21 protein-coding genes and 1 tRNA gene are annotated in these 25,868 nt (G+C 61.2%); 8 read left to right on the top strand and 14 right to left on the bottom strand.

Annotation, left to right across the window (positions count from 1 at the left end; translation table 11 throughout):
• Window positions 1–52: 52 nt before the first annotated feature.
• Window positions 53–1,453, bottom strand: coding sequence for a glutamate--tRNA ligase (gene gltX / locus AC5SSZ_RS07635; protein WP_495437765.1), 1,401 nt, complete (start codon window positions 1,451–1,453; stop codon window positions 53–55).
• A gap of 79 nt (window positions 1,454–1,532) precedes the next feature.
• Between gltX and AC5SSZ_RS07630 the strand changes: the two genes are divergently transcribed.
• A complete protein-coding gene (locus AC5SSZ_RS07630; RefSeq protein ID WP_495437764.1) occupies window positions 1,533–3,545 on the top strand; it encodes a ComEC/Rec2 family competence protein in 2,013 nt (670 codons plus the stop codon).
• Between the two features lie 101 nt (window positions 3,546–3,646).
• On the opposite strand, the gene lexA is transcribed toward AC5SSZ_RS07630, so the two are convergent.
• The 7 genes from lexA to AC5SSZ_RS07595 form a co-directional block, all read right to left on the bottom strand.
• A complete protein-coding gene (lexA, locus tag AC5SSZ_RS07625; RefSeq protein WP_274832164.1) occupies window positions 3,647–4,339 on the bottom strand; it encodes a transcriptional repressor LexA in 693 nt (230 codons plus the stop codon).
• A gap of 228 nt (window positions 4,340–4,567) precedes the next feature.
• Window positions 4,568–5,746 carry a molybdopterin molybdotransferase MoeA gene (locus AC5SSZ_RS07620; RefSeq protein WP_495437763.1) on the bottom strand — a complete coding sequence of 393 codons (1,179 nt, stop codon included), beginning with the start codon at window positions 5,744–5,746 and terminating at the stop codon, window positions 4,568–4,570.
• On the bottom strand, window positions 5,747–6,217 hold the full coding sequence (gene moaC, locus AC5SSZ_RS07615; RefSeq protein ID WP_065270156.1) for a cyclic pyranopterin monophosphate synthase MoaC: 471 nt from the start codon (window positions 6,215–6,217) through the stop codon (window positions 5,747–5,749).
• Window positions 6,217–7,029: an indole-3-glycerol phosphate synthase TrpC gene (trpC, locus tag AC5SSZ_RS07610; RefSeq protein WP_274828027.1), complete on the bottom strand. Its 813-nt coding sequence runs from the start codon at window positions 7,027–7,029 to the stop codon at window positions 6,217–6,219. The genes moaC and trpC overlap by 1 nt, the downstream gene beginning before the upstream one ends.
• Window positions 7,030–7,043: 14 nt before the next feature.
• The gene (locus AC5SSZ_RS07605) at window positions 7,044–7,694 is read right to left on the bottom strand and encodes a uracil-DNA glycosylase (protein WP_495437762.1); all 651 of its coding nucleotides are present in this window, start codon (window positions 7,692–7,694) and stop codon (window positions 7,044–7,046) included.
• The gene (gene trpD / locus AC5SSZ_RS07600; RefSeq protein ID WP_495437761.1) at window positions 7,694–8,716 is read right to left on the bottom strand and encodes an anthranilate phosphoribosyltransferase; all 1,023 of its coding nucleotides are present in this window, start codon (window positions 8,714–8,716) and stop codon (window positions 7,694–7,696) included. Before trpD ends, AC5SSZ_RS07605 begins: the two co-directional genes overlap by 1 nt.
• Window positions 8,713–9,294, bottom strand: a complete 582-nt coding sequence (locus tag AC5SSZ_RS07595; protein ID WP_495437760.1) for an anthranilate synthase component II — start codon at window positions 9,292–9,294, stop codon at window positions 8,713–8,715. The genes trpD and AC5SSZ_RS07595 overlap by 4 nt, the downstream gene beginning before the upstream one ends.
• A gap of 194 nt (window positions 9,295–9,488) precedes the next feature.
• On the opposite strand from AC5SSZ_RS07595, the gene AC5SSZ_RS07590 reads away from it, so the two are divergent.
• The gene (locus AC5SSZ_RS07590; protein ID WP_495437759.1) at window positions 9,489–11,045 is read left to right on the top strand and encodes a divergent polysaccharide deacetylase family protein; all 1,557 of its coding nucleotides are present in this window, start codon (window positions 9,489–9,491) and stop codon (window positions 11,043–11,045) included.
• Window positions 11,046–11,127: 82 nt separating this feature from the next.
• On the opposite strand, the gene trpE is transcribed toward AC5SSZ_RS07590, so the two are convergent.
• The 5 genes from trpE to fabI form a co-directional block, all read right to left on the bottom strand.
• Window positions 11,128–12,639, bottom strand: coding sequence for an anthranilate synthase component I (gene trpE, locus AC5SSZ_RS07585; protein WP_495437758.1), 1,512 nt, complete (start codon window positions 12,637–12,639; stop codon window positions 11,128–11,130).
• A 30-nt stretch (window positions 12,640–12,669) separates the two neighbouring features.
• Window positions 12,670–14,514, bottom strand: coding sequence for a peptidylprolyl isomerase (locus tag AC5SSZ_RS07580; RefSeq protein ID WP_495437757.1), 1,845 nt, complete (start codon window positions 14,512–14,514; stop codon window positions 12,670–12,672).
• A 156-nt stretch (window positions 14,515–14,670) separates the two neighbouring features.
• Window positions 14,671–15,846, bottom strand: coding sequence for an aminotransferase (locus AC5SSZ_RS07575; protein ID WP_495437756.1), 1,176 nt, complete (start codon window positions 15,844–15,846; stop codon window positions 14,671–14,673).
• Window positions 15,847–16,015: 169 nt separating this feature from the next.
• Window positions 16,016–16,519, bottom strand: a complete 504-nt coding sequence (gene gpt / locus AC5SSZ_RS07570) for a xanthine phosphoribosyltransferase (RefSeq protein WP_495437755.1) — start codon at window positions 16,517–16,519, stop codon at window positions 16,016–16,018.
• 157 nt (window positions 16,520–16,676) lie between these two features.
• Window positions 16,677–17,480 (bottom strand): enoyl-ACP reductase FabI, encoded by an 804-nt coding sequence (gene fabI / locus AC5SSZ_RS07565; RefSeq protein WP_495437754.1) that lies wholly within the window; start codon window positions 17,478–17,480, stop codon window positions 16,677–16,679.
• A gap of 222 nt (window positions 17,481–17,702) precedes the next feature.
• On the opposite strand from fabI, the gene pdxH reads away from it, so the two are divergent.
• From pdxH to AC5SSZ_RS07535, 6 genes are all read left to right on the top strand, one after another.
• Window positions 17,703–18,308 carry a pyridoxamine 5'-phosphate oxidase gene (gene pdxH, locus AC5SSZ_RS07560; protein WP_065270166.1) on the top strand — a complete coding sequence of 202 codons (606 nt, stop codon included), beginning with the start codon at window positions 17,703–17,705 and terminating at the stop codon, window positions 18,306–18,308.
• Between the two features lie 118 nt (window positions 18,309–18,426).
• Window positions 18,427–18,972, top strand: coding sequence for a cold-shock protein (locus AC5SSZ_RS07555; protein ID WP_065270167.1), 546 nt, complete (start codon window positions 18,427–18,429; stop codon window positions 18,970–18,972).
• A gap of 4 nt (window positions 18,973–18,976) precedes the next feature.
• Window positions 18,977–19,465, top strand: coding sequence for a DUF192 domain-containing protein (locus AC5SSZ_RS07550; protein WP_495437753.1), 489 nt, complete (start codon window positions 18,977–18,979; stop codon window positions 19,463–19,465).
• Window positions 19,466–19,508: 43 nt separating this feature from the next.
• Window positions 19,509–19,585: transfer RNA gene (locus tag AC5SSZ_RS07545), tRNA-Pro, on the top strand.
• Between the two features lie 832 nt (window positions 19,586–20,417).
• Window positions 20,418–24,092 carry a vitamin B12-dependent ribonucleotide reductase gene (locus AC5SSZ_RS07540; RefSeq protein ID WP_274836986.1) on the top strand — a complete coding sequence of 1,225 codons (3,675 nt, stop codon included), beginning with the start codon at window positions 20,418–20,420 and terminating at the stop codon, window positions 24,090–24,092.
• Window positions 24,093–24,311: 219 nt separating this feature from the next.
• Window positions 24,312–25,055, top strand: coding sequence for a glycosyltransferase family 2 protein (locus AC5SSZ_RS07535; protein ID WP_495437752.1), 744 nt, complete (start codon window positions 24,312–24,314; stop codon window positions 25,053–25,055).
• On the opposite strand, the gene AC5SSZ_RS07530 is transcribed toward AC5SSZ_RS07535, so the two are convergent.
• Window positions 25,042–25,821, bottom strand: a complete 780-nt coding sequence (locus AC5SSZ_RS07530) for a hypothetical protein (RefSeq protein WP_133245344.1) — start codon at window positions 25,819–25,821, stop codon at window positions 25,042–25,044. The two genes, AC5SSZ_RS07535 and AC5SSZ_RS07530, sit on opposite strands and share 14 nt — an antisense overlap.
• Between the last annotated feature and the right edge of the window lie 47 nt (window positions 25,822–25,868).

Genomic DNA, 25,868 nt, shown 5'->3' with positions numbered 1-25,868 from the left:
GCGCAGGTGAGGTCGTATCGAAGCAGACTTACCCAAGGGTTAAGAGGCGGGATCAGCCTGCAGCATCGGTCAAACGGGCCAATGTTTCCTCACGGCCCAAAATCAGCATCATATCGAACACCGAAGGCGTTACCGCCCGGCCTGCCAGGGCCGCTCTCAGCGGGCCGGCCAGCTTGCCGAACTTGGTATCCTGTGCTTCCGCGAATTGGTTGAGAAGCGCCTCCAGATCGTCACGCGTCCAGCTAGCACTTTGCAACTGCGGCGTCAATTCATTCAGTATACTATCGGATACAGATGCCAGCGCCTTGGCCGCCTTTGCATCCGGTTCGATGGGGCGTGCCGTCAGGATAAAATGCGCTTTCTCAAGAAGTTCAGGGAAAGTCTTGGCGCGATCTTTCAGGCAGTACATGGCCCGTTCAAGATCAGTTGACTGAACGTCAGTCAGGGCAGGCTCACCGGCTGCGGCAAGATAGGCTTCGATCTCCTGCCGCAGTGCAGCGTCATCGCTAACGGCGATATGCTGCCCGCAGAGGCTTTCCAGCTTTTTGGTATCGAACCGGGCCGGGCTTTTGCCGATTCCATCCAGATCGAACCATTCGCGTGCTTGCGCGTCGGTGAAGAACTCATCGTCGCCATGGCTCCAGCCGAGACGGGCCAGATAGTTGCGCATGCCAGCCGCGGGATACCCCATGGCCTGATACTCCTGCGCGCCAAGGGCGCCGTGGCGTTTCGACAGTTTCTTGCCGTCGGGGCCGTGGATCAGCGGGATGTGCGCCCAGACCGGAATGTCCCAGCCCATCGCCTCGTAGATCATCATCTGACGAGCGGCGTTGTTGAGGTGGTCGTCGCCCCGGATCACATGGGTGACGCCCATGTCATAATCGTCCACGACGACGGCCAGCATATAAACAGGCGTGCCATCGGACCGCAGCAGAATCATGTCGTCCAACTGGTCGTTCCGGATCGAGACATCGCCCTGCACCTGATCGCGAATGACCGATGTGCCCTCCTGCGGGGCCTTGATGCGCACCACGTAAGGCGCATCCGGATGAGTGGAGGCATCGGCATCGCGCCAGGGCGAGCGGTAGAGCGTCGATTTTCCCTCGGCCCGGGCGGCATCGCGGAAGGCGGCGATTTCTTCCTGGGTGGCAAAGCATTTGTAGGCCTTGCCTTCGGCCAGCAGCTGATGCGCAACCTCGGCGTGACGGTCGGCGCGTTCGAACTGGCTGATCACATCACCGTCGTGATCCAGGCCCAGCCAGTCCAGCCCCTGCAGGATGGCAGCGGTGGCTTCGGGGGTGGAACGCTCCCGGTCGGTATCTTCGATTCTGAGCAGGAATTTACCGCCGCGTCCGCGCGCATACAGCCAGTTGAACAGCGCGGTGCGGGCGCCGCCGATATGCAGAAAGCCGGTGGGCGAGGGGGCGAAACGGGTGACGACCGGTTTGGACATGGAGGTGATTTACCTTTTGGAAACCATAAGAGGAGTAGCGTTTCTGCCTGTCTACCCACCCGAAGGGTCAGGAGCAAGCATGCGTATGATGCCTATCCTGGACCAGCTGCTACAGGTTCAAAGGGGACATTTGCTGGCCTGGGTGCCGGTGTTTCTGGGGCTTGGAATAGGGGTCTTTTTTGCGCTCCCGGTCGAGCCGGAGGCGGTGACCTATCTTTGCGCTCTGGTTCTTGGTGGAGTGTGCGCTGCTTTCTCGTTGCGGGGCAGCGCCAGCGGATTGCTGGCACGGGCGGTTCTTCTTTGTGTTCTTGGGTTCATGGTTGCGGGGTGGCGGACCCATTCTGTGGCGGCTCCAGTACTCGGCTTTCGCTACTACGGCCCTGTGGAGGGGCGCGTCGCCACTATCGACCGGTCGGCGCGCGATATGCTGCGTCTTACGCTGGATCAGGTGCGGCTGAAGCAGGTAGCGCCGAGTAGAACGCCTGCGCGGGTGCGTGTCTCGGTGCCGGTGGACAGCGGGTTACCCGGTCCCGGCGCAAGGGTGGCCACCACCGCACATCTGATGCCGCCGCAGGGCCCAGCAGAGCCGGGCGGTTTCGACTTCCGGCGCCATGCCTGGTTTTTGCAACTGGGCGCAAATGGCTACACCCGCGTTGCCGTGCTGACGCTCGATCCCGGCCCGCCGGGGCCAACGCTGGCAGGGCTGCGGCGGGACCTGTCTTTGGCGCTGCGCCAGCGGCTGCCCGGTGAGACCGGCGCCATCGCCGCCGCCATCACCACCGGCGACCGCAGCGGTGTCAGTCAGTCAACGTTGCAGGATTTGCGAGCCAGCAATCTGGCGCATTTGCTCGCCATTTCCGGTCTTCATATGGGGCTGGTGGCCGGATTTGTCTTTGCTTCTTTGCGGTTTGCCCTGTGCATGGTGCCGCCCATCGCACTGCGACTGAACGTGAAGAAACTGTCAGCGGCTGCGGCCTTGCTGGCGGCGGGCGGATACTTGGCGCTGTCCGGGGGAAATGTCGCGACCGAGCGGGCCTTTATCATGGTGGCGGTGATGTTTGTCGCGGTGCTGCTGGACCGGCGGGCGATATCCTTGCGCGCGGTTGCCATTGCTGCGGTTCTGGTTCTGTTACGGCGCCCCGAAACGCTGCTCAGCCCGGGCTTCCAGATGAGCTTTGCTGCCACGGCCGCGCTGGTGGGGGTGTTTGGGGCGATCCGGGATGGCGGTCTTACCCTCGGGCCAAAATGGCTGCGCCCTGTGGCCGCCTTGGTTTTGTCCTCGCTGGTGGCTGGGCTGGCCACGGCGCCCTTTGGCGCGGCGCATTTCAACACCCTGTCGCACTATGGGCTACTGGCCAACCTGCTCGCGGTGCCGGTGATGGGCCTTGTTGTGGTGCCCGCCGCAGTTCTGTCCTTTTGCCTGCTGCCCCTCGGTTTGGAGGGCTTCGGCCTGGCGGTGATGGGAGCGGGCATTGACTGGATCCTGACCGTCGCCCGCGCGGTTGCGGAGCTTCCGGGAGCAGAGGGCACGGTGATGCAGCCGGGGCAGTGGGTGTTGCCGTTGCTTTCGGTCGTCGGGGTGTTCCTATTGATCTGGCAGGGGCGTTTGCGCCTTCTCGGGGTGATGCCGGTTGCACTGGCCTTCGCGCTTTGGTCGCAAGACACGCGGCCGCTTGCGTTGATTTCATCGAATGGCGGCTTGGTCGGGGTAATGGGGCCAGAGGGCCGGGCCTTGTCCCGCAGCAAGGCGCAGGGCTTTGCGGCGCGGGTCTGGCTGGAAAATGACGGAGATCCCGTCAGACAGGTCATTGCCGCAAACCGCTGGCGGTCTCAGGGCAACGACCCGAGCCTTCGCCGCGCCAGGGTTGGTCCCTACAGTCTGGTGCATGCGGTAGGCAGCAGGGCTGCGGAGCGTTTGACCTCATGTGCCGAGAGGGAGATTCTAGTGTCGACGGTCGATCTGAAGCCGGAGGGCGGCTGCATCATTTTGGGGCTACAGCAATTGCGGCGCATGGGCAGTATTGCGATCGATCAGCAAGGCAAATTGACCACGGCGAGGGACCTGTCAGGGCAGCGCATCTGGACCCGCTAGGGCCATTGACCGCGATTGGTACGGCTCATCCGAACCGGGCCGGTGTCCGCCGCATACAACAACTGGCCGACACTCCGCCCACCAAACAGCGGTGCGGGCGGTCAGTAGCTGCGGATCAAGCCAACCAGCCGCCCCTGCACCTCGACCTGATCGGAGGGGTAGGCGCGGGTTTCATAAGCCGGGTTGGCGGCCTCCAGTTCAATCGCGCCGTTGCGGCGATAGATCTTTTTCAGCGTGGCTTCATGCCCTTGAACCAAGGCGACCACGATGTCGCCATCGTCCGCCGTGTCGGTTTCGCGGATCACCACGATATCGCCGTTGTTGATCCCCGCGTCGATCATCGAGTCGCCGCGCACCTCAAGGGCGTAGTGGCTACCGGATGAGGTCAGCATCGAACTGGGCACAGTCACCTTGCTGGCCATCTGGCTGATTGCCTCAATCGGTACACCTGCAGCGATGCGCCCCATGACGGGCAAGTCCATCGCGGAGCCAATCGCTCGGTCGGTGTTGGCCGCAGCCGGTCCCGCATCTGCACTGGCGGAGCGATCCGTGCTCGTTTCGGTGGATCCGCCGCTGATACTGTCAGGGAGACGCAGGATTTCGATGGCGCGGGCGCGGTGGGCCAGGCGGCGGATGAAACCGCGTTCTTCCAAAGCAGTGATCAGGCGGTGGATGCCGGATTTCGACCGCAAATCCAGTGCGATCTTCATTTCATCAAAGCTGGGCGGGACACCGTCCTTTTGCAGACGCGTGTGAATGAATTCCAACAAATCCAATTGCTTCTTGGTCAGCATGTCCGCCCCTCTGCGCCCTATGACGCTTTGCCATGTTTCCCTTTGTTCTAGTCATGTTCCCGTTTTGTGTCAACGGACCCCATGCGAATTTCCCGGTGGCGTTGTGGCGACGCACCGAACGGCCGGGGGATCACAAGGGGCAAGGGGCGTGTGGCGCGCGGGCAGACCGCAGGTGCGGTCAACCTGAGAGACGATTGGGATACGGCAGCCGTCCCGGCGCCGGAAACATCAGATCAAGCGCAGATAGGACATTGTTTCGCCGATCTCGCGGGGCGGATCATGCGGCGGGCGGATCAACAGGGCGTCGGCCTCTGCCAGTACCGTCAGCAGCGCACTGTCCTGCCGCTCGAACGCGCGGATCTGCCCGTCATCCGTCAGGGTGGCGCGCATGTAATGCTCTCTCGGACCGTTCTGTCCCAGCGGTGCCGCCAGCGGCGCGGATAGAATAACCTCTTGCAAGGGCGGCAGCCCCAGCATCGCCCGCACCATCGGTGCCAGGAAGATATGTCCGCAGACCATGGCCGACACTGGATTACCTGGCAGTCCGGCCATGGCAGAGGTGCCAAGGCGGCCAGCCATCAGCGGTTTGCCGGGGCGCATCGCCACCTTGTAGAAACTCCGCTCCATGCCAAGGTTGGCGGCAACCTCGCCAACCAGATCATGATCGCCAACCGAGGCGCCACCAATGGTGACGATCAGATCAGCGCCCTCGGCCAGCGAAAAGGCGGTGCGCAGAGAGCTGTGGGTGTCCCGCGCGATGGGCAGGATCCGGACCTGTGCGCCCAGACCCTCCAGCATTGCCTTCAATCCAAATGTGTTGGAGGCGATGATCTGATCCGGTCCAGGAGTGCTGCCGGGCATCACCAATTCATCCCCGGTGGAGATCAGGGCGATATCGGGTTTGCGGGCAACGGGGACCTCGGCAATATTCATCGCAGCGAGGAGGGCGATGTCAGATGGTGTCAGTAGCCGCGGCGCCGAGATGGTCTGGCCGTTTTTGAAATCACCACCGCGGGGGCGAACGTTGGGATTGTCGCCGGGTGCGTCGGTGATGGTGATCAGGGTTCCTTTTGCGGTGACGTCTTCCTGAATGACGACGAAATCGGCTCCGTCGGGGATCGGTGCGCCGGTGAAGATACGCACCGCCTGACCCGCGCCGACGGTGCCGTCAAATCCGTGGCCGGCGGCGGCTTCGCCGATCACCTTGAACATGGCGTGAAGTTCGACCTCGGCAGATTTTACCGCGTACCCGTCCATCGCCGATGCGGCAAAGGGCGGTTGATCCCGGCGGGCGGCGACGTCGTCGGCCAGAACCCGGCCCGCAGCCTCAGCGAGAGGGACCAGTTCGGTTCCAAGCGGGGAAACCAGCTCCAGAAGATGCGCGCGTGCCTCGCTGACTGAGATCATTTAAGCCTCGTACCGTCCTGATTTTCCGCCATCTTTCAGCGTAACGCGGATGCCGCCGATTTCCATCGCCTTGTCCACGGCCTTGGCCATGTCATAGACGGTGAGCGCCGCAGTCGACACTGCGGTCAGGGCTTCCATCTCGACCCCGGTCTGGCCGGTGGTCTTGACGGTGCCTTCGATGCGCACGCCCGGAAGATCGGGGTCCAGGGTCAGCTCAACCGCTACCTTGGTCACCGGCAGCGGATGGCAGAGCGGGATCAGCTCGGGTGTTTTCTTGGCGCCCATGATGCCAGCCAGCCGGGCGACGCTTAGAACGTCGCCCTTTTTTGCGCGGCCTTCGGAAATGATATCAAAGGTTTCCCGGGCCATGGTGATGTGGCCTTCGGCGGTGGCGATGCGCGCGGTCACTGCCTTGTCCGAGACATCGACCATATGGGCGTCACCCTTGCCGTCAAAATGCGTCAGGGGCATCACATCGCTCCCGGTGTCAGGGGATTGGCGAGCAGGTGGCGGGTTGCGGAGGCAACGTCCTCCTGACGCATCAGGGATTCCCCGATCAGGAAGCTGCGGGCGCCATAGCGGGCCATGTCCGACAGATCCTGCGGCGTGAACAAGCCGCTTTCGCAGACGATGGTGCGATCTGCGGGAACCATGCGCGACAGCTCACGCGTGGTGTCCAGAGTGGTCTCGAAGGTCTTGAGATTGCGGTTGTTTATTCCCATCAGGGGCGACTTCAGCGCGCAGGCGCGCTCCAGTTCCTCGGCATCATGCACCTCCAGAAGAACATCCATGCCCCATTCGGTGGCGCAGTCTTCCAGCTCGGCCGCCTGCGCGTCACTGACAGAGGCAAGGATGATCAGGATGCAATCGGCGCCAAGCGCGCGTGCCTCGGCCACCTGATAGGTGTCATACATGAAATCCTTGCGCAGCGCGGGCAGGCTGCAGGCGTCACGCGCCTCGGTCAAAAAGGATTTGGCGCCCTGAAAGCTGGGCGTATCGGTCAGCACGGACAGGCAGGTGGCGCCACCCTGTTCATACGCCTCTGCCAGCGCCACGGGGTCGAAATCCTCGCGGATCAATCCTTTGGAAGGGCTGGCTTTCTTGATTTCGGCGATCAGACCGTAGCCTTCGCGGCTCGCCCCAAGCAGCGCATTTGCAAATCCGCGCACCGGAGACGCGTTGCGAGCCATGGCTTCGACCTCGGTCAGCGGCACGGCGGCCTTGTCGGCGGCGACTTCCTCCAGCTTGTAGGCCTTGATCTTGTCGAGCACGTTTTCTGTCATCGCGTTGCCTCCAGTCAGCTGGCCCAGTCGATGGGCGCTTCGCCGCGCGCGCGCAGCCATGTGTTTATTGCCGAAAACGGCCGGGATCCGAAGAAGCCGCGCCGCGCCGAAAGCGGCGAGGGATGCGCGGTCTTCAGGATCAGGTGATCGCCCGGATTCAGGTGTTTTTCAAGCCTTTGTGCCTGTTTTCCCCAAAACACATAGGCCGTGGGGCGCTGCGATGTGCGCGCCAGCACCTCCTCGATCAGGGATAGCCATCCCAGATCCTTGTGCCCGTTCGCGGCGCCTGCCGGTACGCTGAGCGCGGTATTGAGAAGCAGCACCCCTTGCCGCGCCCAGCTGCGCAGGTCGCCCGTGGTGGGCACTGCACCAAAATCGCTCTGCAACTCCTTGAAAATATTGCCAAGTGATCGGGGCAGGGGCGCAACGTCCGGTTCCACTGAAAAGGCCAGCCCATGGGCATGGCCGGGGGTCGGATAGGGATCCTGCCCCAGAATGACCACACGGGTGTCAGCAGGCTGGGTCAGCTCCAGCGCAGCAAAACGCTGCGCCGCAGGGGGCAGAACCGGCTGCGTTTCTGCCGCCAGCGCAGCCTCTATTGTGGGCCAGTCGCGCTGAAAAAACGGCAGGTCGGACCAGGCGCCAAGACCACCAGGCAGGGGCATCAGTTGCCCCCGGAGGTGATCCGCGCAACGGTTGCGATCTTATCCCGTGCAGCGCCGCTGTCGATGCTGTAGGCCGCCTTGGCGACGCCTTCGCGCAGGTCTTCGGCGTCTCCGGCGACCACCAGCGCGGCGGCGCTGTTGAGCAGGACGGCATCGCGATAGGCCGAAGGCTGCCCGTCCAGCAGTGCCCGGAAGGCAATCGCGTTCTCTTCCGGCGTGCCGCCGATGATATCCTCGAACGGATGGACCGGCAGGCCCGCGTCCTCGGGGTGCAGTTCCACATCGCGGATGCTGCCGTCTTCTTCGAGCGCGGAGACCCAGCTAACGCCGGTAATGGTCAGCTCGTCGGTCCCGTCCGAGCCATGCACCAGCCAGGCCCGTTCAGAGCCAAGCTGCCCAAGGGTTTCCGCCATGGGACGGATCAGATCGCGGGAGAAAGCCCCGGTCAGCTGGCGTTTGACGCCCGCAGGGTTGGTGAGCGGGCCGAGGATGTTGAAGATCGTCCGGGTGCCAAGCTCCTGCCGGGTGGGCATGACATGGGCGATCGCAGGGTGGTGCATGGGGGCCATCATGAAGCCAATTCCGGCCTCTTTCAGTGACTTTTCAACCACTTCTGCGCCGACCATAACCTGAATGCCCATCTGCCCCAGCGCATCTGCCGCTCCGGATTTTGAGCTGAGGTTGCGGTTGCCGTGTTTGGCGACAACCGTGCCTGCACCAGCGACCACGAATGCGGTCGCGGTCGAGATATTGAGCGTGCCCTTGCCGTCACCGCCAGTGCCGACGATGTCGATAGCGCCCTCGGGCGCCTTCACCGGATTGCATTTTGACCGCATCACGGCAGCGGCAGCAGCATATTCATCGACAGTTTCGCCGCGGGTACGCAGGGCCATCAGCAAACCGCCCATCTGGCTGGGGGTCGCTTCGCCTTCGAACAGCAGGGTAAAGGCCTGCTCGGCCTCGGCCCGTGTCAGCGGGCGGTCGGCTGCGGCGTCGATCAGCGGCTTCATCTGGTCGCTCATGCGGGCACCTTCATGTCATTCAGGAAGTTCTTCAGCAGGGTATGGCCGTGCTCGGAGGCAATCGATTCCGGGTGAAACTGTACCCCGTGGATCGGCAGTTCCCGATGTTGCAGCCCCATGATGGTGCCGTCTTCGAGCTCTGCTGTGATCTCAAGGCAGTCGGGCAGGCTGTCGCGATCCACCACCAGCGAATGATAGCGCGTCGCCTGGAACGGAGAGGGCACCCCGGCAAAGACGCCTTTGCCCTGATGATGCACTGCGCCCATCTTGCCATGCACGATTTCGTGGCAGCGCACGACCTTGCCGCCAAAGGCCTGTCCGATGGTTTGGTGGCCAAGGCAGACGCCCAGCAGCGGAATACCGGCCTCTGCCGCAGCAAGGGTCAGCGGTAGGCAGATCCCGGCCTGATCCGGATCGCAGGGGCCGGGGCTCAGCAGGATCCCGGCGGGGCGCAGGGCCAGAGCGGCCTCGACATCCAGCGCGTCGTTGCGGCGTACTTCCATCGAAGCCCCCAACTCGCCCAGATAATGCACAAGGTTGTAGGTAAAGGAATCGTAGTTGTCGATCAGCAGCAACATCTTGGCAGGCTCTTTTATGGGTGGCGGGCAGGGCTTGCGCCGCAGTATAGTTGTTGCGACATACATGTTCAGGCTTGCAAGGCAGCGTCAAGAGCGCGGCGCGTTTTTGAAGGCTCGGCGGGGCAGTGGCGACAGGCTGACGCCCCGCTGGTCCTGATGGCCAGGCCGGACACAAGGATAAAGGGCGAGCGGGCATGCGTGGCTTTCTGGGAGGCGTGAGTATCGGAGCTTTGGTGGCGGTGTGCGGCGCTGCCATGTGGTCGTTGTCGACCCCGCTGCCGCGGCAGGTCGACGTCAGCGCCACGGGACCGGAAAAGGCCACTGTGCCTCAATCGGGCGCGCTGGCGCCCATAGAGACGCCGCAACCCGACGCCGATCTGGTCGAGGCCGCGCCGGTAGCACCTGAAACGGCGCCTGCGGATGACCTCAATGACCTGACCTCTCTGGATACCGAACCGGCTGCCCGTCCCGAAGTCGGACCTGCTGGCGATGTGCGCGGCTCTGGCGAGGCTGATCTGCCGGATGTACCCGAGGCCCCGTCCGAGGCGGAAACAGCTGCTGGCGGGGCTGAGCCTGCAATGTTGCCCGAAACAGCAGAGAGCGACGACGGTGTCGAGGTGTCCATGACCCCGGCGCCGACACCCGAGGCGCCGGACACCACGGCAGAGGTGGGGCAGAGCCCGGCTGACAGCCCGGCGCCTGGCGCCGCGCCTGAAATGACGGCGCCGCAGGGCGCGCCCGAGACGGTTCAGCTGGAGCAAGGCGCTGCGGTGCCGGTTCCGCAACTGGGCAGCGCCCCGGATCCGACCACGCCGCCGGTGATTGCCTTCTCCACCCCCGAACCCGCGCCTGAGCAGCCTGAGGTCGTCGAGGCGGAGCCGGAAGAAGACATGCCGCCCGCCGAGGAGGCCGAGACGGAAGATGCGCCGGAAAATGGTCGGATCGCCGCGCTGCCAACCGCAGACGGAAGCCGCGCGTCGCAATCGCCGCAGATCGGAACCCGCGTGGTGCCGCTGACCGAACGCGACAGCGAAGAGACCTCTGCGGCGGGCGCTGAAACCACGCAGCAGCCGTTTGATGCCTATTCCGAACCCTTCGCTGGCAGCGATGGGCGGCCCTTGATGTCGATTGTCCTCATCGATGATGAAACATCCGTCGGCGCTGAGGCGCTGGTCGATTTCCCCTATCCGCTGAGCTTCGCTATCGATCCCGAAGATCCCAGGGCGACTGAGAAAATGACCGCGCGCCGGGCCGCGGGCTTTGAGGTGCTGATCCTGTCGGATCTGCCGCGCGAAGCCATGCCGCAGGACGCGGAGACTGCGATGGAGGTCTGGCTGGACCGGGTGCCGCAGGCGCTGGGAATTCTGGAAGGCGTCGAGACTGGCGTGCAGGGCAACAGGCCGCTGGCGGATCAGGTGTCGGATGTGGCGCGGACCGGGGGATACGGGCTGGTGCTGCAGAACAGCGGCCTTAATACCGTGCAGAAACTGGCGCTGCGCGACGGCGTGCCGTCCGGCGTGGTGTTCCGGGATTTCGATGGCGCCGGTCAGAACCCGCGTGCCATTCGCCGCTTTCTGGATCAGGCGGCCTTCCGGGCCGGTCAGGAAGGTGCAGTGATCATGCTGGGGCGGCTGCAGCCCGATACGATTTCAGCACTGTTGCTGTGGGGGCTGCAGGACCGGGCCAGCCGGGTGGCGCTGGCGCCGGTTTCGGCCAGTCTGCGCGCCAATCTGGCTGCAACGGCAGAATAACCCGTAATAGACACGCACGGGGCAGAGCCCGGGGGCACGGGGTCGCTTATGCTTCCCCGCGCTCCGGAGTGCTTTGATGTTATCAGCTGTTGCGGCTGCCGGTAAAACGCGCGGCATCCGCAGCAGCGCGGCGGATCGCGTTCGATTTATGCACGGTTTCCTGATACTCGGCCTCGGGATCGCTGTCATAGACCACACCGCCACCGGCCTGAATATAGAGCGTCTGATCCTGCACGATGGCCGTGCGCAGGGCGATACACATATCCATGTCGCCCCCGGCCGAGAAATAGCCGACACCGCCGCCGTATACGCCGCGTTTTTCTGGTTCCAACTCGTCGATGATTTCCATCGCGCGCACCTTTGGCGCGCCGGACACCGTGCCAGCCGGCATGCCCGCAAAAAACGCATCCAGCGCGTCCTTGTCCTCGTCCAGCTCACCCACCACGTTCGATACGATATGCATCACGTGGCTGTAGCGTTCGATGATGAACTTTTCCGTCGGGCGCACAGTGCCGATCTTTGATACGCGGCCCGTATCGTTGCGGCCCAGATCCAGCAGCATCAGGTGTTCTGCCAGCTCTTTCTTGTCGGCCAGAAGATCGGCCTCCAGCGCCTTGTCCTCTTCCGGTGTTGCGCCGCGCGGGCGGGTGCCGGCGATGGGGCGGATGGTGACCTCTTTGCCAAAGACACGGACCAGAATTTCGGGGCTGGCGCCAATCACCTGAAAGCCACCGAAGTTGAAATAGAACATGAAGGGCGACGGGTTGGTTCGCCGCAAAGAGCGGTAAAGCGTGAACGGCGGCAGCGGGAAGTCCTGCTTCCAGCGCTGCGCGGGCACCACCTGAAAGATGTCGCCGGCCCGGATGTATTCCTTGGCCTTTTCCACCGCTTCCATATAGCAGGATTTGCTGAAGTTGCTGACCGGCGGGGCCACCTCGTGCGCATCGCCGAGATCGCGGGTCTCTGCGGGCATGGCGCGCTCCAGATCGCGCACCGCGTCCATCACCCGTTCTGCGGCCTGCGCATAAGCGGCCTTGGCCGATTTCCCGTCTCCGGTCCAGGCCGGGGAGACCACGGTCACCTCGCCTTTGACGCCGTCCAGAACCGCGACCACCGAAGGGCGCATCATCACCGCGTCGGGCAGGCCAAGGGGGTCGGGATTGACGTCCGGCAGATGTTCGATCAGCCGGACCATGTCATAGCCAAGATAGCCGAACAGCCCGGCCGCGGCCTGCGGCAGGTCGTCGGGCAGGTCGATGCGGCTTTCGGCGAGAAGCGCGCGCAGGTTGTCCAGCGGCGCGCCCGGCTGCGCTTCGAAACCCTCGGGATCAAAGCGGGCCGAGCGGTTGATTTCAGATGTCGTGCCGCGGCAGCGCCAGACCAAATCGGGTTTCATGCCGATGATCGAGTAACGGCCGCGCACCTCGCCACCGGTCACCGATTCCAGCATGAAGGCGTCCTTCTGGGCGCCCGTCAGCTTGAGCATCAGCGACACGGGCGTGTCGAGGTCAGCCGCCAGCCGGGTATAGACCAGCTGGTTCTCTCCCGCCTCATAGGCGGCGGCGAAAGTGTCGAAATCCGGGGTCAGAGCCATCGTCAGGTGCCTTGATTGATCTATGCGCGCTTATTGGAAATTGGCCTGAACCGCGTTCAGGGCCTGTTGGTCAACACGCGGTGCGGCGCGCAGCTGTGCGTCCTGCGCGAAGGCTTCGAACAGCGCCTGCGACAATGCCTGATCCAGCTGGGTCTGCATCGCGTTGGCCAGCATCTGCATTTCCTCGCTGGTGTCCTCTGCAGGCAGAACCTCGTCCAAACGCAGCACCACGGTGGAGCCTTCCCCGGACACGGTGCGCAGCTCGCCCGGGTTCATTTCGAAGACCTCGATCATCATCTCGACCGGGGTGGTGTCGATATAGGCGGTGCGGGTTTGCGCCGTCTCGGTCTGCACGTCGTAGCCTTCGGGGAAGGCTCCGTCTGCCTCGGTCTGTTTCAGCAGATCCTGTGCCAGGTTGTTTACGGCCTCTGCTGTCCGGTTTTCGTTCCAGGCGGCAAGTACCTTGTCCCGAGCGTCTTCGAAGGGCTCGGGGCGCGGGGGCAGGACTTCGTCGAGCCGCAGAGCAAAGAGGCTACCATCCTCAAGGAAGGCGACCGAGGGGAAATCATCAACCGTCACGGCCTCTGCGGCCTCGCGGAAGCCGTCATATGCGGCGATGCCTTCGGCGTTGAGCCCGGTCCAGCCGAGGGTGCCAATCTGCATGTCTGTCTGATCCGGCAGTTCTTCCAGCGTGACGCCACCAGCGAGCATGTCCTCGATGGATTCGGCCTGCTGCTCAATCACTCGGCGGGCGCGGTCTGCCGCCAATTCGGCGCGCAGCTCGGCTTCGGCCTCTTCAAAACTGGTTTCGCGGGCTTCGAGGCGGCCGTTCACCCGGTAGAGTGCTGGGCCAAGATCCGATGGCAGCGGGCCAACAACATCGCCGACCTCTGCAGCAAATACTTCAGCGCCTGCATCCGCGAGGTCAGCTTCGGTCACATCGCCCATATCCACGTCCGACAGGGCCAGACCGCGATCCTGCACCAGGACCTCAAAAGTCGTGCCGCTCACGTCAAGCTGTGCCTTGGCGCTTGCGGCGCTGTCATTGTCCGCAAAGACAAGGCGTTCCACCAGACGGCGTTCCGGGATCAGGTATTGATCGGCGCGATCTTCATAAAGGCCACGCAGCGCCTCCTGGTCGACCTCAACGGTGTCCAGCAGCATGTCGGGGCTGAGATGCGCGTAGGTCAGGGATTTGGTTTCCGGCAGGGTGAAATCCGCGATATTGTCGTCATAGAAGGCACGCAGCGCAGTGTCATCGGGCATCTCCTGCGTCAGCAGCACATCGTCGGATGACAGTTGCACGTAGGAAAAGCTGCGGCGCTCGCCAATATAGGACACCAGCGTGTCACTCATCACTTCGGGCATCTTGGTGCCGGACATGATGGCGCCCTGGACCAGCGTGCGCGAGGCCTCGCGGCGAAGGTCGTCTTCGAACTCGGCTTCGGTGAAACCGGCGTTGTCGAGGGTAAAGCGGTAGGTCTCGCGGTCGAACTGGCCGCTGGAGTCCTGGAACGAGGAGACCTTGGTCAGTTCGGACAGCAGGTTTTCATCCCCGATGGAGATGCCCAGCTTGCTGACCTCATTGTCAATGGCGGCGAGGGTGATCAGTCGCCCGAGCACAACCTGATCCAAACCCATTGCGGTCAGCTGCGACATCGGCATTGCCTGACCGGTCTGGGCCTGCATGGCGCGTTGTTCGCGCTGCAACTCGCGCACATAGGCGTCGACGGTGACTTCTTCGTCGCCCACCAAGGCAACCGCGCTCATCGAGCCGGTGAAATTGACCGCACCAAAACCGGCAAGGCCGACGATCAGCATCCCCATCAGGATCCAAACAAAGGTTCTGGAAAGATTTTTCATGCCTGCGGCCATTGTGCCCTCATTCGTACCTGTTGCCCGCTCCCTTTGCGCCGGATGGGCGCTGCGGGCAGGGTGCCTGTGTCATAATCGTGTTCTGCATACGCTGCCGCCCGTACAGGAGCAAGATCTTGTGCCGGGCTTGTTGGTTTCGGGTGTCGCAGCGTAGCGTTAGGGGTGAAACGCGCAAAGCCGGTCGAACAGGGAGACGATCCCGGCCCGGTCGACATTGGCAAAGGCGATGCGAAATTGCTTGCTGCCTGCCGGATCGCCTTCGGGCATGAACATCGTGCCAGGCAGCATCAGGACCGACGCGTCCTGCACCAGCTTTTTGGCCAGCTCGGACGAGGCTTCCTCGAAGGGGTGTTCCACATAAGCGAAATAGGCACCGCAGCCCAACAGCTTCCATCCCTTCTCGGCAAGGCGGGGGAATTCCTCTTCGATCGCCGCCTTGCGGTCCAGAATCTCCAACCGTTCCCCCGCGAGCCAGGACTGGAGGTTTTCAAGTCCCCAAAGCGCGCCGATCTGTCCAAGCTGTGCAGGGCAGATCGTTATCGTATCGAGAAACTTCTCCATTTCGAACAATTTCTCTTCAGAACTCGCGATCGCTCCAACCCGGTGACCGGTCAGCCGATAGGCCTTGGAGAAGGAGTACAGATGGATCAGCGTCTCGTCCCAGTTCGGGGTCTGGAACAGGTCGTGCGGCGCCCCTTCGCGGCTGTCAAAGTCGCGGTAGGTTTCATCCAGAATCAGTGCCAGCCCATGTTTGCGGGCCAGGTCAAAGAAGTCCTGCACGAGGCCCGAGGGGTATTCGGCGCCAGTGGGATTGTTGGGGGTGACAAGCGTGATGGCCCGCGTCTTGGGTGTGATCAACTGGGCCGCGGCCTGCGGATCCGGCATCATATCAGCACCTACCGGCAGCGGAACCGCTGTGACACCTGCCATATCGAGGCACATTTTGTGATTGAAATACCAAGGCACCGGGATGATCACCTCGTCCCCTTCGCCGCAAAGGGCGGCGATGGCAGCGGCAAAGGCCTGATTGCAGCCAGAGGTAATACCGACCTGCGCTGCGCCAACGGTGCCGTTATAATGCTCCGAGATCTGTGCCGCCAGTGCTGCACGCAGCTCGCTGCGGCCCAAAACGGCGCCATATAGATGCGCGTCGGTTTCATTCAGGGCCGCATCGGCGATGGCCTGCCGCAAGCCCGTGGGCGGCGGATCTGCCGGGGCGGCCTGACTGACGTTGATCAGGGGGCGCGACGGCGGAAAAGTGACCCCTTCGGTCCAGCGCCGGGACTCGACGATCGGAGAACAAAAGGTCGCTTCGGTGCGGGAGATATGCATGCAGTCAATCCTGTTGTCGCAAGGCCCTGCCAGGGCAGGCGTATTCGGGCCTTATCTGTGGCACGCCCTCGCGGCAGGCTCAAGAAAAAGCGCGCCTCCAACAGGGGCGCGCATTCATGGTGTTTTGAAAATCGGCTGCGGTCCGTCCCGCGCACGGGGCGGGGCGGCGTCAGTCCTTGCCGCGATAGGGCTCGACGTATTGCAGCGCCATATCCCAGGGGAAGAAGATCCAGGTGTCCTGGCTGACCTCGGTGATAAAGGTGTCCACCATCGGGCGGCCCTTGGGCTTTGCATAAACCGTGGCAAAATGCGCCTTGGGATACATCTGGCGCACCAGTTCAAGGGTTTTGCCGCTGTCGACCAGATCATCGATGATCAGGATACCTTCGCCATCGCCCACCAGCTCGGCGTCGGGTGCTTTCAGCACCACGGCCTCACCCTGGTCCTGGTGGTGGTAGGATTTCACCGAGATCGTATCGACGGTGCGGATATCCAGCTCGCGGCTGACGATCATCGCGGGGGCCATGCCGCCACGGGTGATCGCGACCACGGCACGCCATGCGCCACCGTCAGGTCCCTGACCGTCCAGCCGCCAGGCCAGCGCGCGGCTGTCCCGGTGGATCTGATCCCAGCTGATGTGAAACCCTTTTTCGTGCGGCAGGCGGTCGGTCATCTTGCGATTTGCTCCGGCAATTGTAGCGTCTGATGCGGTGTCATGTGCCGGGCTGCATAGCAGGCACGATACCAGTGTTGGTCTGACGAGTGCGTCGTTGATATAGCCCCGGGCGCACCATTCAAAATAAAAACAGCACAGGCCCGGGGCAGTTCGTTTATTTGGTAATGTCGGGGGCGTCCACGGCTTTCATGCCGACAACGTGATAACCAGCATCCACGTGCAGATTTTCCCCGGTCACGCCCGATCCGAGGTCCGACAAAAGATACAAAGCGGATTTACCGACGTCCTCGGTTGTAACATTTCGCCGCAGCGGCGAATTGTATTCGTTCCATTTCATAATGTAGCGGAAGTCGCCAATTCCGCTGGCGGCCAGCGTTTTGATCGGACCAGCGGAAATCGCATTTACGCGAATGCCGTCTTTTCCAAGATCTTCGGCCAGATATTTGACCGATGCTTCGAGCGCGGCCTTGGCAACGCCCATCACATTGTAGTGAGGCATAACCTGCTCGGCACCATAATATGTCAGGGTGAGCATCGAGCCGCCCTCGGACATCAGTTTCTCGGCGCGGCGGGCAACAGCCGTAAAGGAGTAGACCGAGATATCCATGGTCATCTGGAAATTGTCACGGCTGGTATCAACGTAGCGGCCGCGCAGTTCGTTTTTGTCAGAAAAACCAATGGCGTGCACGACAAAGTCCAGCTTGCCCCATTCTTTTTCGAGGCTCTCAAACAGGGCGTCGATCGACGCCTCATCGGATACATCGCAGGGCAGAACGATGGTGCTGTTCAGCTGTTCGGCGAGCGGGCCAACGCGTTTTTTCAGGGCTTCGCCCTGGTAAGAAAAGGCAAGTTCGGCACCGGCATCGGCGCAGGCCTTGGCGATCCCCCATGCGATGGATTTGTCGTTGGCCAGGCCCATGATAAGGCCACGTTTGCCGGACAGCAGTTGACTGGGCATGCAGGTTCTCCGCCTGTAAAATATGAACTGAAGGACCTTTAATATGCTCGGGCCGCTGCATCAAGAGAGTACCGGTTGAGGCGCATTGTCAGTTTTGCGGCCCGTTTTGGATGTCGGCCTGCATGGCCGCACATATTTATACGCATAAATCCGCAGCCACCTTGGCTTGTATGCCCAACCAAGGCGGCATAGATTGGCGCGCACAGTTAAGAAGAGGTTTCCATGTCAGAGCGGTCGGGATTATTTGCGGGGGATAACCCCTTTGAACTTGCGCGGGCATGGCTCGCGGAGGCCGAAGAGACTGAGCTCAATGATCCGAATGCGATTGCGCTGTCGACGGTGGATGCTGATGGCATGCCGAATGTCCGCATGGTGCTGCTCAAGGAAATCGAAGATGGCGCTTTTGTCTTCTTCACTAACTACGAAAGCGCCAAGGGGCAGGAGCTGGAGCAGTCCGGCAAGGCCGCCTTCGTGCTACATTGGAAGAGCCTGCGTCGCCAGATCCGTGTCCGTGGTCATGTGACACGCGAAGACGGTCCGCAGGCAGACGAGTATTACCACTCCCGGTCGCTGAAAAGCAGGCTCGGGGCGTGGGCTTCGCGGCAATCGCGCCCATTGCAGAGCCGTTCGGCCCTGATGGCAGAGGTTGCAAAAATCACGGCCACGAAAGGCCCGAACCCAGACCGGCCGCCATTCTGGGGCGGATTTCGCATCGTTCCGAGCGAAATTGAATTCTGGGCAGATGGGGCTTTCAGGCTGCATGACCGATTTGTCTGGCGCCGAAATACGCCGGATGACGAATGGAGTGTGGTGCGGCTAAACCCTTAATGGGTTAAGCATAAAATAGCATTTTCGTGATAATGGGGAATTTTTTTAACTTGAACTCATATGCGAAAATCGCGCATCAAGCATCGAGAAATCAAATACGACGCGGTGGACGAGATAAGTGGCAGACGATCAAAGCAGTCTCAGGCAAATCCAGGGCATAGTGAAGTGGTTTGACCCGACCAAAGGGTATGGCTTCGTTGTGTCCGACGAGGGTGGTCCCGACATCCTGTTGCACGTGAATGTCCTGCGTAACTTCGGGCAGAGCTCGGTAGCGGACGGGTCCAGCGTAACCGTTCTGACCCACGCGACGGAGCGCGGCGTTCAGGCTGTGGAGGTTGTCGCAATCGTGCCTCCGGCGCGGGATGACGCGCCGGTTCTCAGCGATTTTGTCGATATGGATATCGAGGAGCTGAAAACACTTCCGTTGCGCCCGGCGCGTGTGAAGTGGTTCGACAAGGGCAAGGGCTTTGGCTTTGCCAACCTGTTCGGCTACGGAGATGATGTCTTCTTGCACGTCGAGGTGTTGCGCCAGTCGGGTCTTGCGGATCTCCAGCCGGGCGAGGCAATCGCGATGCGATCAATCAGCGGTCGGCGGGGCTGCATGGCGGTAGAGGTCCAGGCCTGGGAAGCGGCCATTTCCGAAACCGCATCCGAAGAAGAATAAGATCATGTCGGTGCGCGCCTCTGGAATTGTCCGCTGGGGTGCCGCCATAATACTGTGCCTTGGTGCAGGTATTGCACAGGCACAGGAGACCTGCGCCCTGGATCGTGTCGATCTTCGCGGCGATTGGGGGCAGGCGTCCTTCTCTGTTGAGATTGCCGATACTGTCGACAGCCGTTCAATGGGGCTGATGCACCGTGAGGACCTGCCGCGCGGGGCGGGGATGCTGTTTGTTTACGAGCATCCTCAAAGGGCGGCTTTCTGGATGAAGAACACGCTGATCCCCCTGGATATCATATTCCTCGATGAAACCGGCGTGGTGACGTCGGTGCATTCCAATGCCATTCCCCATGATCTGACCCCCATTCCGGGCGGCGACCGGGTGTTTGCGGTACTGGAAATCAATGGTGGTTTGGCGCGCCGATATGGCATTGGGCCGGGCACCCAGATGCGGCACGAAGTTTTTTCTTCTAATACGTCTGTTTGGCCCTGTTAGGGCTTTTCAAATCCGTTTCACACCGCTAGGAAAGCGCACGGTCCGGGGCGTGGCGCAGTCTGGTAGCGCACCTGTTTTGGGTACAGGGGGTCGTGAGTTCGAATCTCGCCGCCCCGACCACTTTCCACTTATAAAAATCCCAGCTCTGATCGGTTTGGCCCGGTCAGGGTGACGTCCTTTGGCGGTCAAGTCCAAGGCGGGCGTGCAAGCAGCCAGTTTCACTGAAAGAGCGATCAGGGACCCAGATCTCACTTAGATGTGATCGGGGCGATGGTTAGAATCGCGCAAAATGTGACCCCGAAATGTTGGTGGCTACCAAATCTTGTGTTAACCGATTATTAACCATGTGACGCGAACTGGCGCCACCTGCAGCTGGGTTTTGCCTAACTTGGCACAGGATTTCAGCAGATAGACTGTGCGCTTCGTGCAACGTGGCAGGTCGGCGCAAAAAGTCCGCTGCCATGTCTCGGAAGTGGACCGCCCGCGGGTGTTAGTGGAGTCGCCGAGGAAGTGGTGGAGGGGCCGTGAGTAAGGTGTTTGCGGCAAACCATTAGTGTTTCGCAAAAAAATACGAGGCTGCCGAAGTGGTGTTGGCAGCTCGGTCAGCCCGCGGGTGCAGTTGGTGAATCGATGAAGCGAACCACGAGCGTTTCCGATTTCACCGGTCAACCAAAAAAATGGTATCTAAGTGGTAAATTTTGCGTTGACCCTCACGGCGTGATTACGCCAAATTGTGGGTGCCGGTTGCTTCGCCACTAAATCTTGTATGTTCTTTGGGCGCTGCAACAAGACTAAACACTAGTAGAGATTCCAAGGACCGGGGCCGGTGTAGGGCTCCCTGGCACGCTTCTGACAGCAGTTGCCGCCTGTTTTCTGTGTTTCTTCATGGCAAGGCTGCGCCGCGACGTGGCCAACAAAAAGACGGGACAGAGCTAATGCGAAGGGGCAGAGCATGAAGATCGAACGGAAGTACACCAAATCTGGTCAGGACGCATATGCGGACCTCGATTTCATCTCGGCTACATCCGAAATTCGAAATCCTGACGGGACCATTGTCTTCCGACTCGAAAACATCGAAGTTCCGGCTGAATGGAGCCAGGTTGCCAGTGATGTCATCGCCCAGAAATACTTTCGCAAAGCCGGTGTTCCGTCCCGCCTGAAAAAAGTCCGCGAAAAGGGCGTGCCAGAATTCCTGTGGCGGTCGGTTCCCGATGGCGATGATGTTGAATTTGTTGGTGAAACCTCTTCCAAACAGGTCTTTGACCGTCTTGCCGGTGGCTGGGCATACTGGGGCTGGAAAGGCGGCTATTTCTCGACCGAGGAAGACGCCCGCGCCTATTACGACGAAATGCGCTATATGCTGGCCTCCCAGCGCGCGGCGCCGAATTCGCCGCAGTGGTTCAACACCGGGCTTCACTGGGCTTATGGCATCGACGGCCCCGCGCAGGGCCACCACTATGTCGATTACAAGACCGGCAAGCTGACCAAATCCGACAGCGCCTATGAACATCCGCAGCCGCACGCCTGTTTCATCCAGTCCGTGTCCGACGATCTGGTAAACGACGGCGGCATCATGGATCTTTGGGTGCGCGAGGCGCGCCTGTTCAAATACGGCTCCGGCACCGGCACCAACTTCAGCCATCTGCGCGGCGAAGGCGAGCCTCTGTCCGGTGGTGGCAAATCTTCGGGCCTGATGGGCTTCCTCAAGATCGGTGACCGGGCAGCCGGCGCGATCAAATCCGGTGGCACCACCCGCCGCGCGGCCAAGATGGTCATCGTCGATGCGGATCACCCAGATATCGAGGATTTCATCCAGTGGAAGGTGATCGAAGAGCAGAAAGTTGCCTCGATCGTTGCTGGCTCGAAGATGCACGAGCAGATGCTGAACGGCATCTTTGCGGCGATCCGCGAATGGGACGGTCTGGAGGCAGACGCCTATGAGCCGAGCAAGAACGAGGGGCTGAAGAAAGCCATCCGCGAAGCGAAAAAGGTCGCGATCCCGGAGACTTATATCAAACGGGTTCTGGATTACGCCAAGCAGGGGCACACTTCGATCGAATTCCCGACCTATGACACCGATTGGGACAGCGATGCCTATTCCTCGGTTTCGGGTCAAAACTCCAACAACTCGATCCGCGTCACCAATGCTTTCCTGCACGCGGTTGAGAAAGATGCCGAGTGGGAGCTGATCAACCGCACCGATGGCCGCGTCGCCAAGACCGTCAAGGCGCGTGATCTGTGGGAGAAGGTCGGCCACGCCGCATGGGCCTGTGCCGATCCGGGTATCCAGTTCCATGACACAGTGAATGACTGGCACACCTGCCCCGAAGATGGCGAGATCCGCGGATCGAACCCGTGCTCGGAGTATATGTTCCTGGACGACACCGCCTGTAACCTGGCCTCGCTGAACCTCCTGACCTTTCTCAAGGACGGTGAGTTCCAGGCCGAGGACTACATGCATGCCTGCCGCCTGTGGACGTTGACGCTGGAAATCAGCGTGATGATGGCGCAGTTCCCGTCCAAGGAAATTGCGCAGCGGTCTTATGACTTCCGCACGCTGGGTCTGGGATATGCCAATATCGGCGGTCTCTTGATGAACATGGGCTATGGCTATGACAGCGACGAAGGCCGCGCGCTCTGCGGCACGCTCACTGCCATAATGACCGGCGTTGCCTATGCCACTTCGGCCGAAATCTCCTCCGAGCTGGGCCCGTTCCCTGGTTTTGAAAAGAACCGCGACCACATGCTGCGGGTGATGCGCAACCACCGCACCGCCGCCCAGGGGAAGACAACCGGCTATGAAGGGCTGGCGGTGCCGCCGGTGCCGCTGGATCTGAAAAACTGCCCCGATGCACGCCTGACCGATCTGGCCGCGGGTGCCTGGGATGAGGCGCTGGAACTGGGCGAGAAGCACGGCTACCGCAACGCGCAGGCCACCGTGATTGCCCCGACCGGCACCATCGGCCTGGTGATGGATTGCGACACCACCGGGATCGAGCCCGACTTTGCCCTGGTGAAGTTCAAGAAACTGGCCGGTGGCGGCTATTTCAAGATTATCAACCGCTCGGTGCCTGCCGCGCTGGAAGGGCTCGGGTATACCTCGGCCCAGATCGAAGAAATCGTTGCTTATGCGGTCGGCCACGGCACCATCGGCAATGCGCCGGGGATCAACCATACCTCGCTGGCCGGTCACGGCTTTGGCCCCAACGAGCTGGCCAAGATCGACGCCGCACTGGAAAGCGCCTTTGATGTGCGTTTCGTGTTCAACCAATGGACCCTTGGCGAAGAGTTCTGCACCGGTGTTCTGGGCATCCCGGCGACCAAGCTGAACGACCCGACCTTTGATCTGCTGCGTCACCTGGGCTTTACCAAGGCCGATATTGAGGCGACCAACGATCACGTCTGCGGCACCATGACCTTGGAGAACGCGCCGCACCTGAAGGAAGAGCACTATCACATCTTCGATTGCGCCAACCCCTGCGGCAAGAAGGGCAAGCGCTACCTGAGCGTTGACAGCCACATCCGCATGATGGCGGCGGCGCAAAGCTTTATCTCGGGCGCGATCTCCAAGACGATCAACATGCCCAACGATGCCACCATCGAAGACTGCCAGAAGGCCTATGAGCTGTCCTGGTCGCTGGGTGTGAAAGCAAACGCGCTCTATCGTGACGGGTCCAAGCTGAGCCAGCCGCTGGCGGCTGCGCTGGTCGAGGACGACGATGAGGCGGCGGAGATCCTGGAAAGCGGTAGCCAGCAGGAAAAGGCCGTCACCCTGGCCGAGAAGATCGTCGAAAAAGTGGTCATCAAGGAAGTGGTGAAATCGCACCGCACCAAGATGCCCCAGCGCCGCAAGGGCTATACCCAGAAGGCGGTTGTCGGCGGGCACAAGGTCTACCTGCGCACCGGCGAGTATGAAGACGGTAACCTTGGCGAGATCTTCATCGACATGCACAAGGAAGGCGCTGGCTTCCGGGCGATGATGAACAACTTTGCCATCGCCGTCTCTGTTGGCCTGCAATATGGCGTGCCGCTGGAAGAGTTCGTCGATGCCTTCACCTTCACCAAGTTCGAACCGGCGGGCATGGTGCAGGGCAACGACAGCATCAAGAACGCAACCTCGATCCTCGACTATGTTTTCCGCGAACTGGCGGTCAGCTACCTGGATCGCACCGACCTCGCGCACGTGAAACCCGAAGGCCCCGCATTCGATGATATCGGTCGCGGTGAGGAAGAGGGCGTCTCCAACGTCACCGAGCTGAGCGAAAGCGCCGCAACCCGCTCGCTGGAGGTGCTGAAGCAGATCTCCTCGACCGGGTACTTGCGCAAGCGTCTGCCGCAGGAACTGGTGGTGCTGAACGGCGGGCAGACCGTGCTGGACGGGATCGCGCCGCTTGGCACCGGTGCTGACCCGGTGACTGCGCTGCAAACACTGGTGCCGGAGGTGACTGAAAGCGCAACGGTGACGGAAACGGCTTCGGTTACGGTGACCGGCATGGACGCTCGCACCAAGGCCAAGATGCAGGGCTACGAGGGCGAGGCCTGCGGTGAATGCGGCAACTACACGCTGGTGCGCAACGGCACCTGCATGAAATGCAACACCTGCGGCGCCACTTCGGGCTGCAGCTGAGACCAGATCGGGGGCGAGTGCGCTCGCCCTGGACGCCAAGAAGGCCCAGGCAAAAAAACGCGGGCGGTACACTAATGAGCCTGATTGGCGAAACTCGCCCCCTCCGTATCGGAGGGGGCTTTTTCCTGTGGGGTATCCGTTTCCCCGTTCTGCCGCTTGGCCTTGGCGCGGCTCTTTGCTAGGCCAAGAGTGCAGTCCACCAAGCCCCGGAGAAACGCCATGCCTGCCATAAGTATCTGCATTCCGGCCTATGGCATGGGGGGCAAGGGTGCAGAGTATCTGGCTCAGTCGCTGGAGATCCTGACAAGGCAAAGCTTTCGCGATTTCGAGGTTGTCGTTTCGGACCAGTCCGATGACACGGCGGTGGCCGATGTCTGCGCAGCTTTCTCGGATCGCCTGACCATACACCACATCTGGAACCACGATGCACCACGGCAGGCATCGGCCAATGTGAACAATGCCCTGGATCACGCATCCGGTGATATCGTCAAAGTGCTTTTTCAGGACGATTTCCTGAATGGAAGCGGTGCCTTGGGGGGTGTTGTTGAAGCGATGGATGGGGGGGGCGACTGGCTGTTGTGTGGCTCGGGTATCAGCCGCAATAGCGGGTCGGTTGAACGCCCCATGGTGCCGCGACTGACTGAGAAGCTGCAGTTTGGCAAAAACACCGTCTCAAGCCCGTCGGTGCTGGCAATGCGGCGCAGCCGTATGCAGCGGTTTGATGAAAACCTGATCTGGCTGATGGATGTGGACCTCTACAAACGGCTGTGGGATGCGCTTGGCGATCCGGTGATCCTGCCGCAGACTCTGGTGGTGAACCGGATACACGAGGGGCAGGTCAGCGCCAGCGTCTCAAAATCGCTGCGCCAGAAAGAGCTGCGTTATGTCCGCCAGAAATTCGCCGCCTCCACATCCCTTTCAGGTTATCTTGAATACCTGCGCCAAAGGATCAAGGCTCTCTAGAGTTTCGGGCCAGCAGTTGGTGCAGACGCCCGGTATCCTTTTTGAAATCCTGTGTTTCGTGGGAGTTCATCTGGAAATGCTGCAAAACCTCACGGTCGTACAGGTTGTGCCTTCCTGTCAAAATGCAAAACAATTTGATGGCACGCTCGAACGCATGCCCGGACGGGCGACTGTTTCCCATCGCAAGGCCAAGCGGCGTAAACCAACGCACGAAATCGGACAGCGTATCGCGGCGCATAGCCACGTTGTTTGTGGCAGGCCAGTTCTTGTCGGTTGCTGAGGCCATGTGGCTGCGCAGGATCGGTTTGATGTCAAACCCATACACCTTCTTCACGGCCTCACGCAGGGGCGCGTAACCCATGTTGTCACGGATAAAATTCCGATCTGCCATGGGGACAGGGCTATATCCCAGCACCGCGTCTGGATCGGTTTGAAGCTGGGACAGCGTGGTGCTGGAGAAACTTTCGCTTACGGTTACATCGTATTGAATCAGCGCAACAAATTCCGTCAGGGGGACAGCGTTATTGATGCAGGCGTACCAAGACGTGAAGTCTACGAGGAATTTGTAATCCTCAATATTGTCAGCCTGTTCCCGGGCAATGATGACGCGATCCATGGCGCGAACCTTATCTACCGGCCCTTTGCCTACGAACATATAGGTGACAGGGCACCCAATCGTTTGGAATTTGTTCTCAGCTTCATACTGCAGAAGAAGGTCCTGATCGTGGATGGTCACGATTGCGGATAATTGGGAGGGAGGTGTCATCGTATGCTCCAACAGGGCGCTGCTTTCTCCGCAGCGGACGCTCCCCT

The organism is Phaeobacter sp. CC-HEC084, from assembly GCF_059429255.1.
This window is presented reverse-complemented; position numbering and strand designations above follow the sequence as displayed.

Coding starts and splice junctions, on each gene's coding strand:
- AC5SSZ_RS07540 (WP_274836986.1), top strand. CDS start 20,418: ATGAAGATCGAACGGAAGTACACCAAATCTGGTCAGGACGCATATGCG.
- AC5SSZ_RS07620 (WP_495437763.1), bottom strand. CDS start 5,746: ATGATCTCAGTCAGCGAGGCACGCGCGCATCTTCTGGAGCTGGTTTCC.
- AC5SSZ_RS07630 (WP_495437764.1), top strand. CDS start 1,533: ATGCGTATGATGCCTATCCTGGACCAGCTGCTACAGGTTCAAAGGGGA.
- AC5SSZ_RS07575 (WP_495437756.1), bottom strand. CDS start 15,846: ATGCATATCTCCCGCACCGAAGCGACCTTTTGTTCTCCGATCGTCGAG.
- AC5SSZ_RS07550 (WP_495437753.1), top strand. CDS start 18,977: ATGTCGGTGCGCGCCTCTGGAATTGTCCGCTGGGGTGCCGCCATAATA.
- AC5SSZ_RS07590 (WP_495437759.1), top strand. CDS start 9,489: ATGCGTGGCTTTCTGGGAGGCGTGAGTATCGGAGCTTTGGTGGCGGTG.
- AC5SSZ_RS07580 (WP_495437757.1), bottom strand. CDS start 14,514: ATGGCCGCAGGCATGAAAAATCTTTCCAGAACCTTTGTTTGGATCCTG.
- lexA (WP_274832164.1), bottom strand. CDS start 4,339: ATGCTGACCAAGAAGCAATTGGATTTGTTGGAATTCATTCACACGCGT.
- AC5SSZ_RS07530 (WP_133245344.1), bottom strand. CDS start 25,821: ATGACACCTCCCTCCCAATTATCCGCAATCGTGACCATCCACGATCAG.
- fabI (WP_495437754.1), bottom strand. CDS start 17,480: ATGCCCAGTCAACTGCTGTCCGGCAAACGTGGCCTTATCATGGGCCTG.
- gltX (WP_495437765.1), bottom strand. CDS start 1,453: ATGTCCAAACCGGTCGTCACCCGTTTCGCCCCCTCGCCCACCGGCTTT.
- AC5SSZ_RS07595 (WP_495437760.1), bottom strand. CDS start 9,294: ATGTTGCTGCTGATCGACAACTACGATTCCTTTACCTACAACCTTGTG.
- trpE (WP_495437758.1), bottom strand. CDS start 12,639: ATGGCTCTGACCCCGGATTTCGACACTTTCGCCGCCGCCTATGAGGCG.
- moaC (WP_065270156.1), bottom strand. CDS start 6,217: ATGCCCCTGACGCATTTTGACGGCAAGGGTGACGCCCATATGGTCGAT.
- AC5SSZ_RS07535 (WP_495437752.1), top strand. CDS start 24,312: ATGCCTGCCATAAGTATCTGCATTCCGGCCTATGGCATGGGGGGCAAG.
- trpC (WP_274828027.1), bottom strand. CDS start 7,029: ATGACAGAAAACGTGCTCGACAAGATCAAGGCCTACAAGCTGGAGGAA.
- AC5SSZ_RS07605 (WP_495437762.1), bottom strand. CDS start 7,694: ATGCCCCTGCCTGGTGGTCTTGGCGCCTGGTCCGACCTGCCGTTTTTT.
- gpt (WP_495437755.1), bottom strand. CDS start 16,519: ATGACCGACCGCCTGCCGCACGAAAAAGGGTTTCACATCAGCTGGGAT.
- trpD (WP_495437761.1), bottom strand. CDS start 8,716: ATGAGCGACCAGATGAAGCCGCTGATCGACGCCGCAGCCGACCGCCCG.
- pdxH (WP_065270166.1), top strand. CDS start 17,703: ATGTCAGAGCGGTCGGGATTATTTGCGGGGGATAACCCCTTTGAACTT.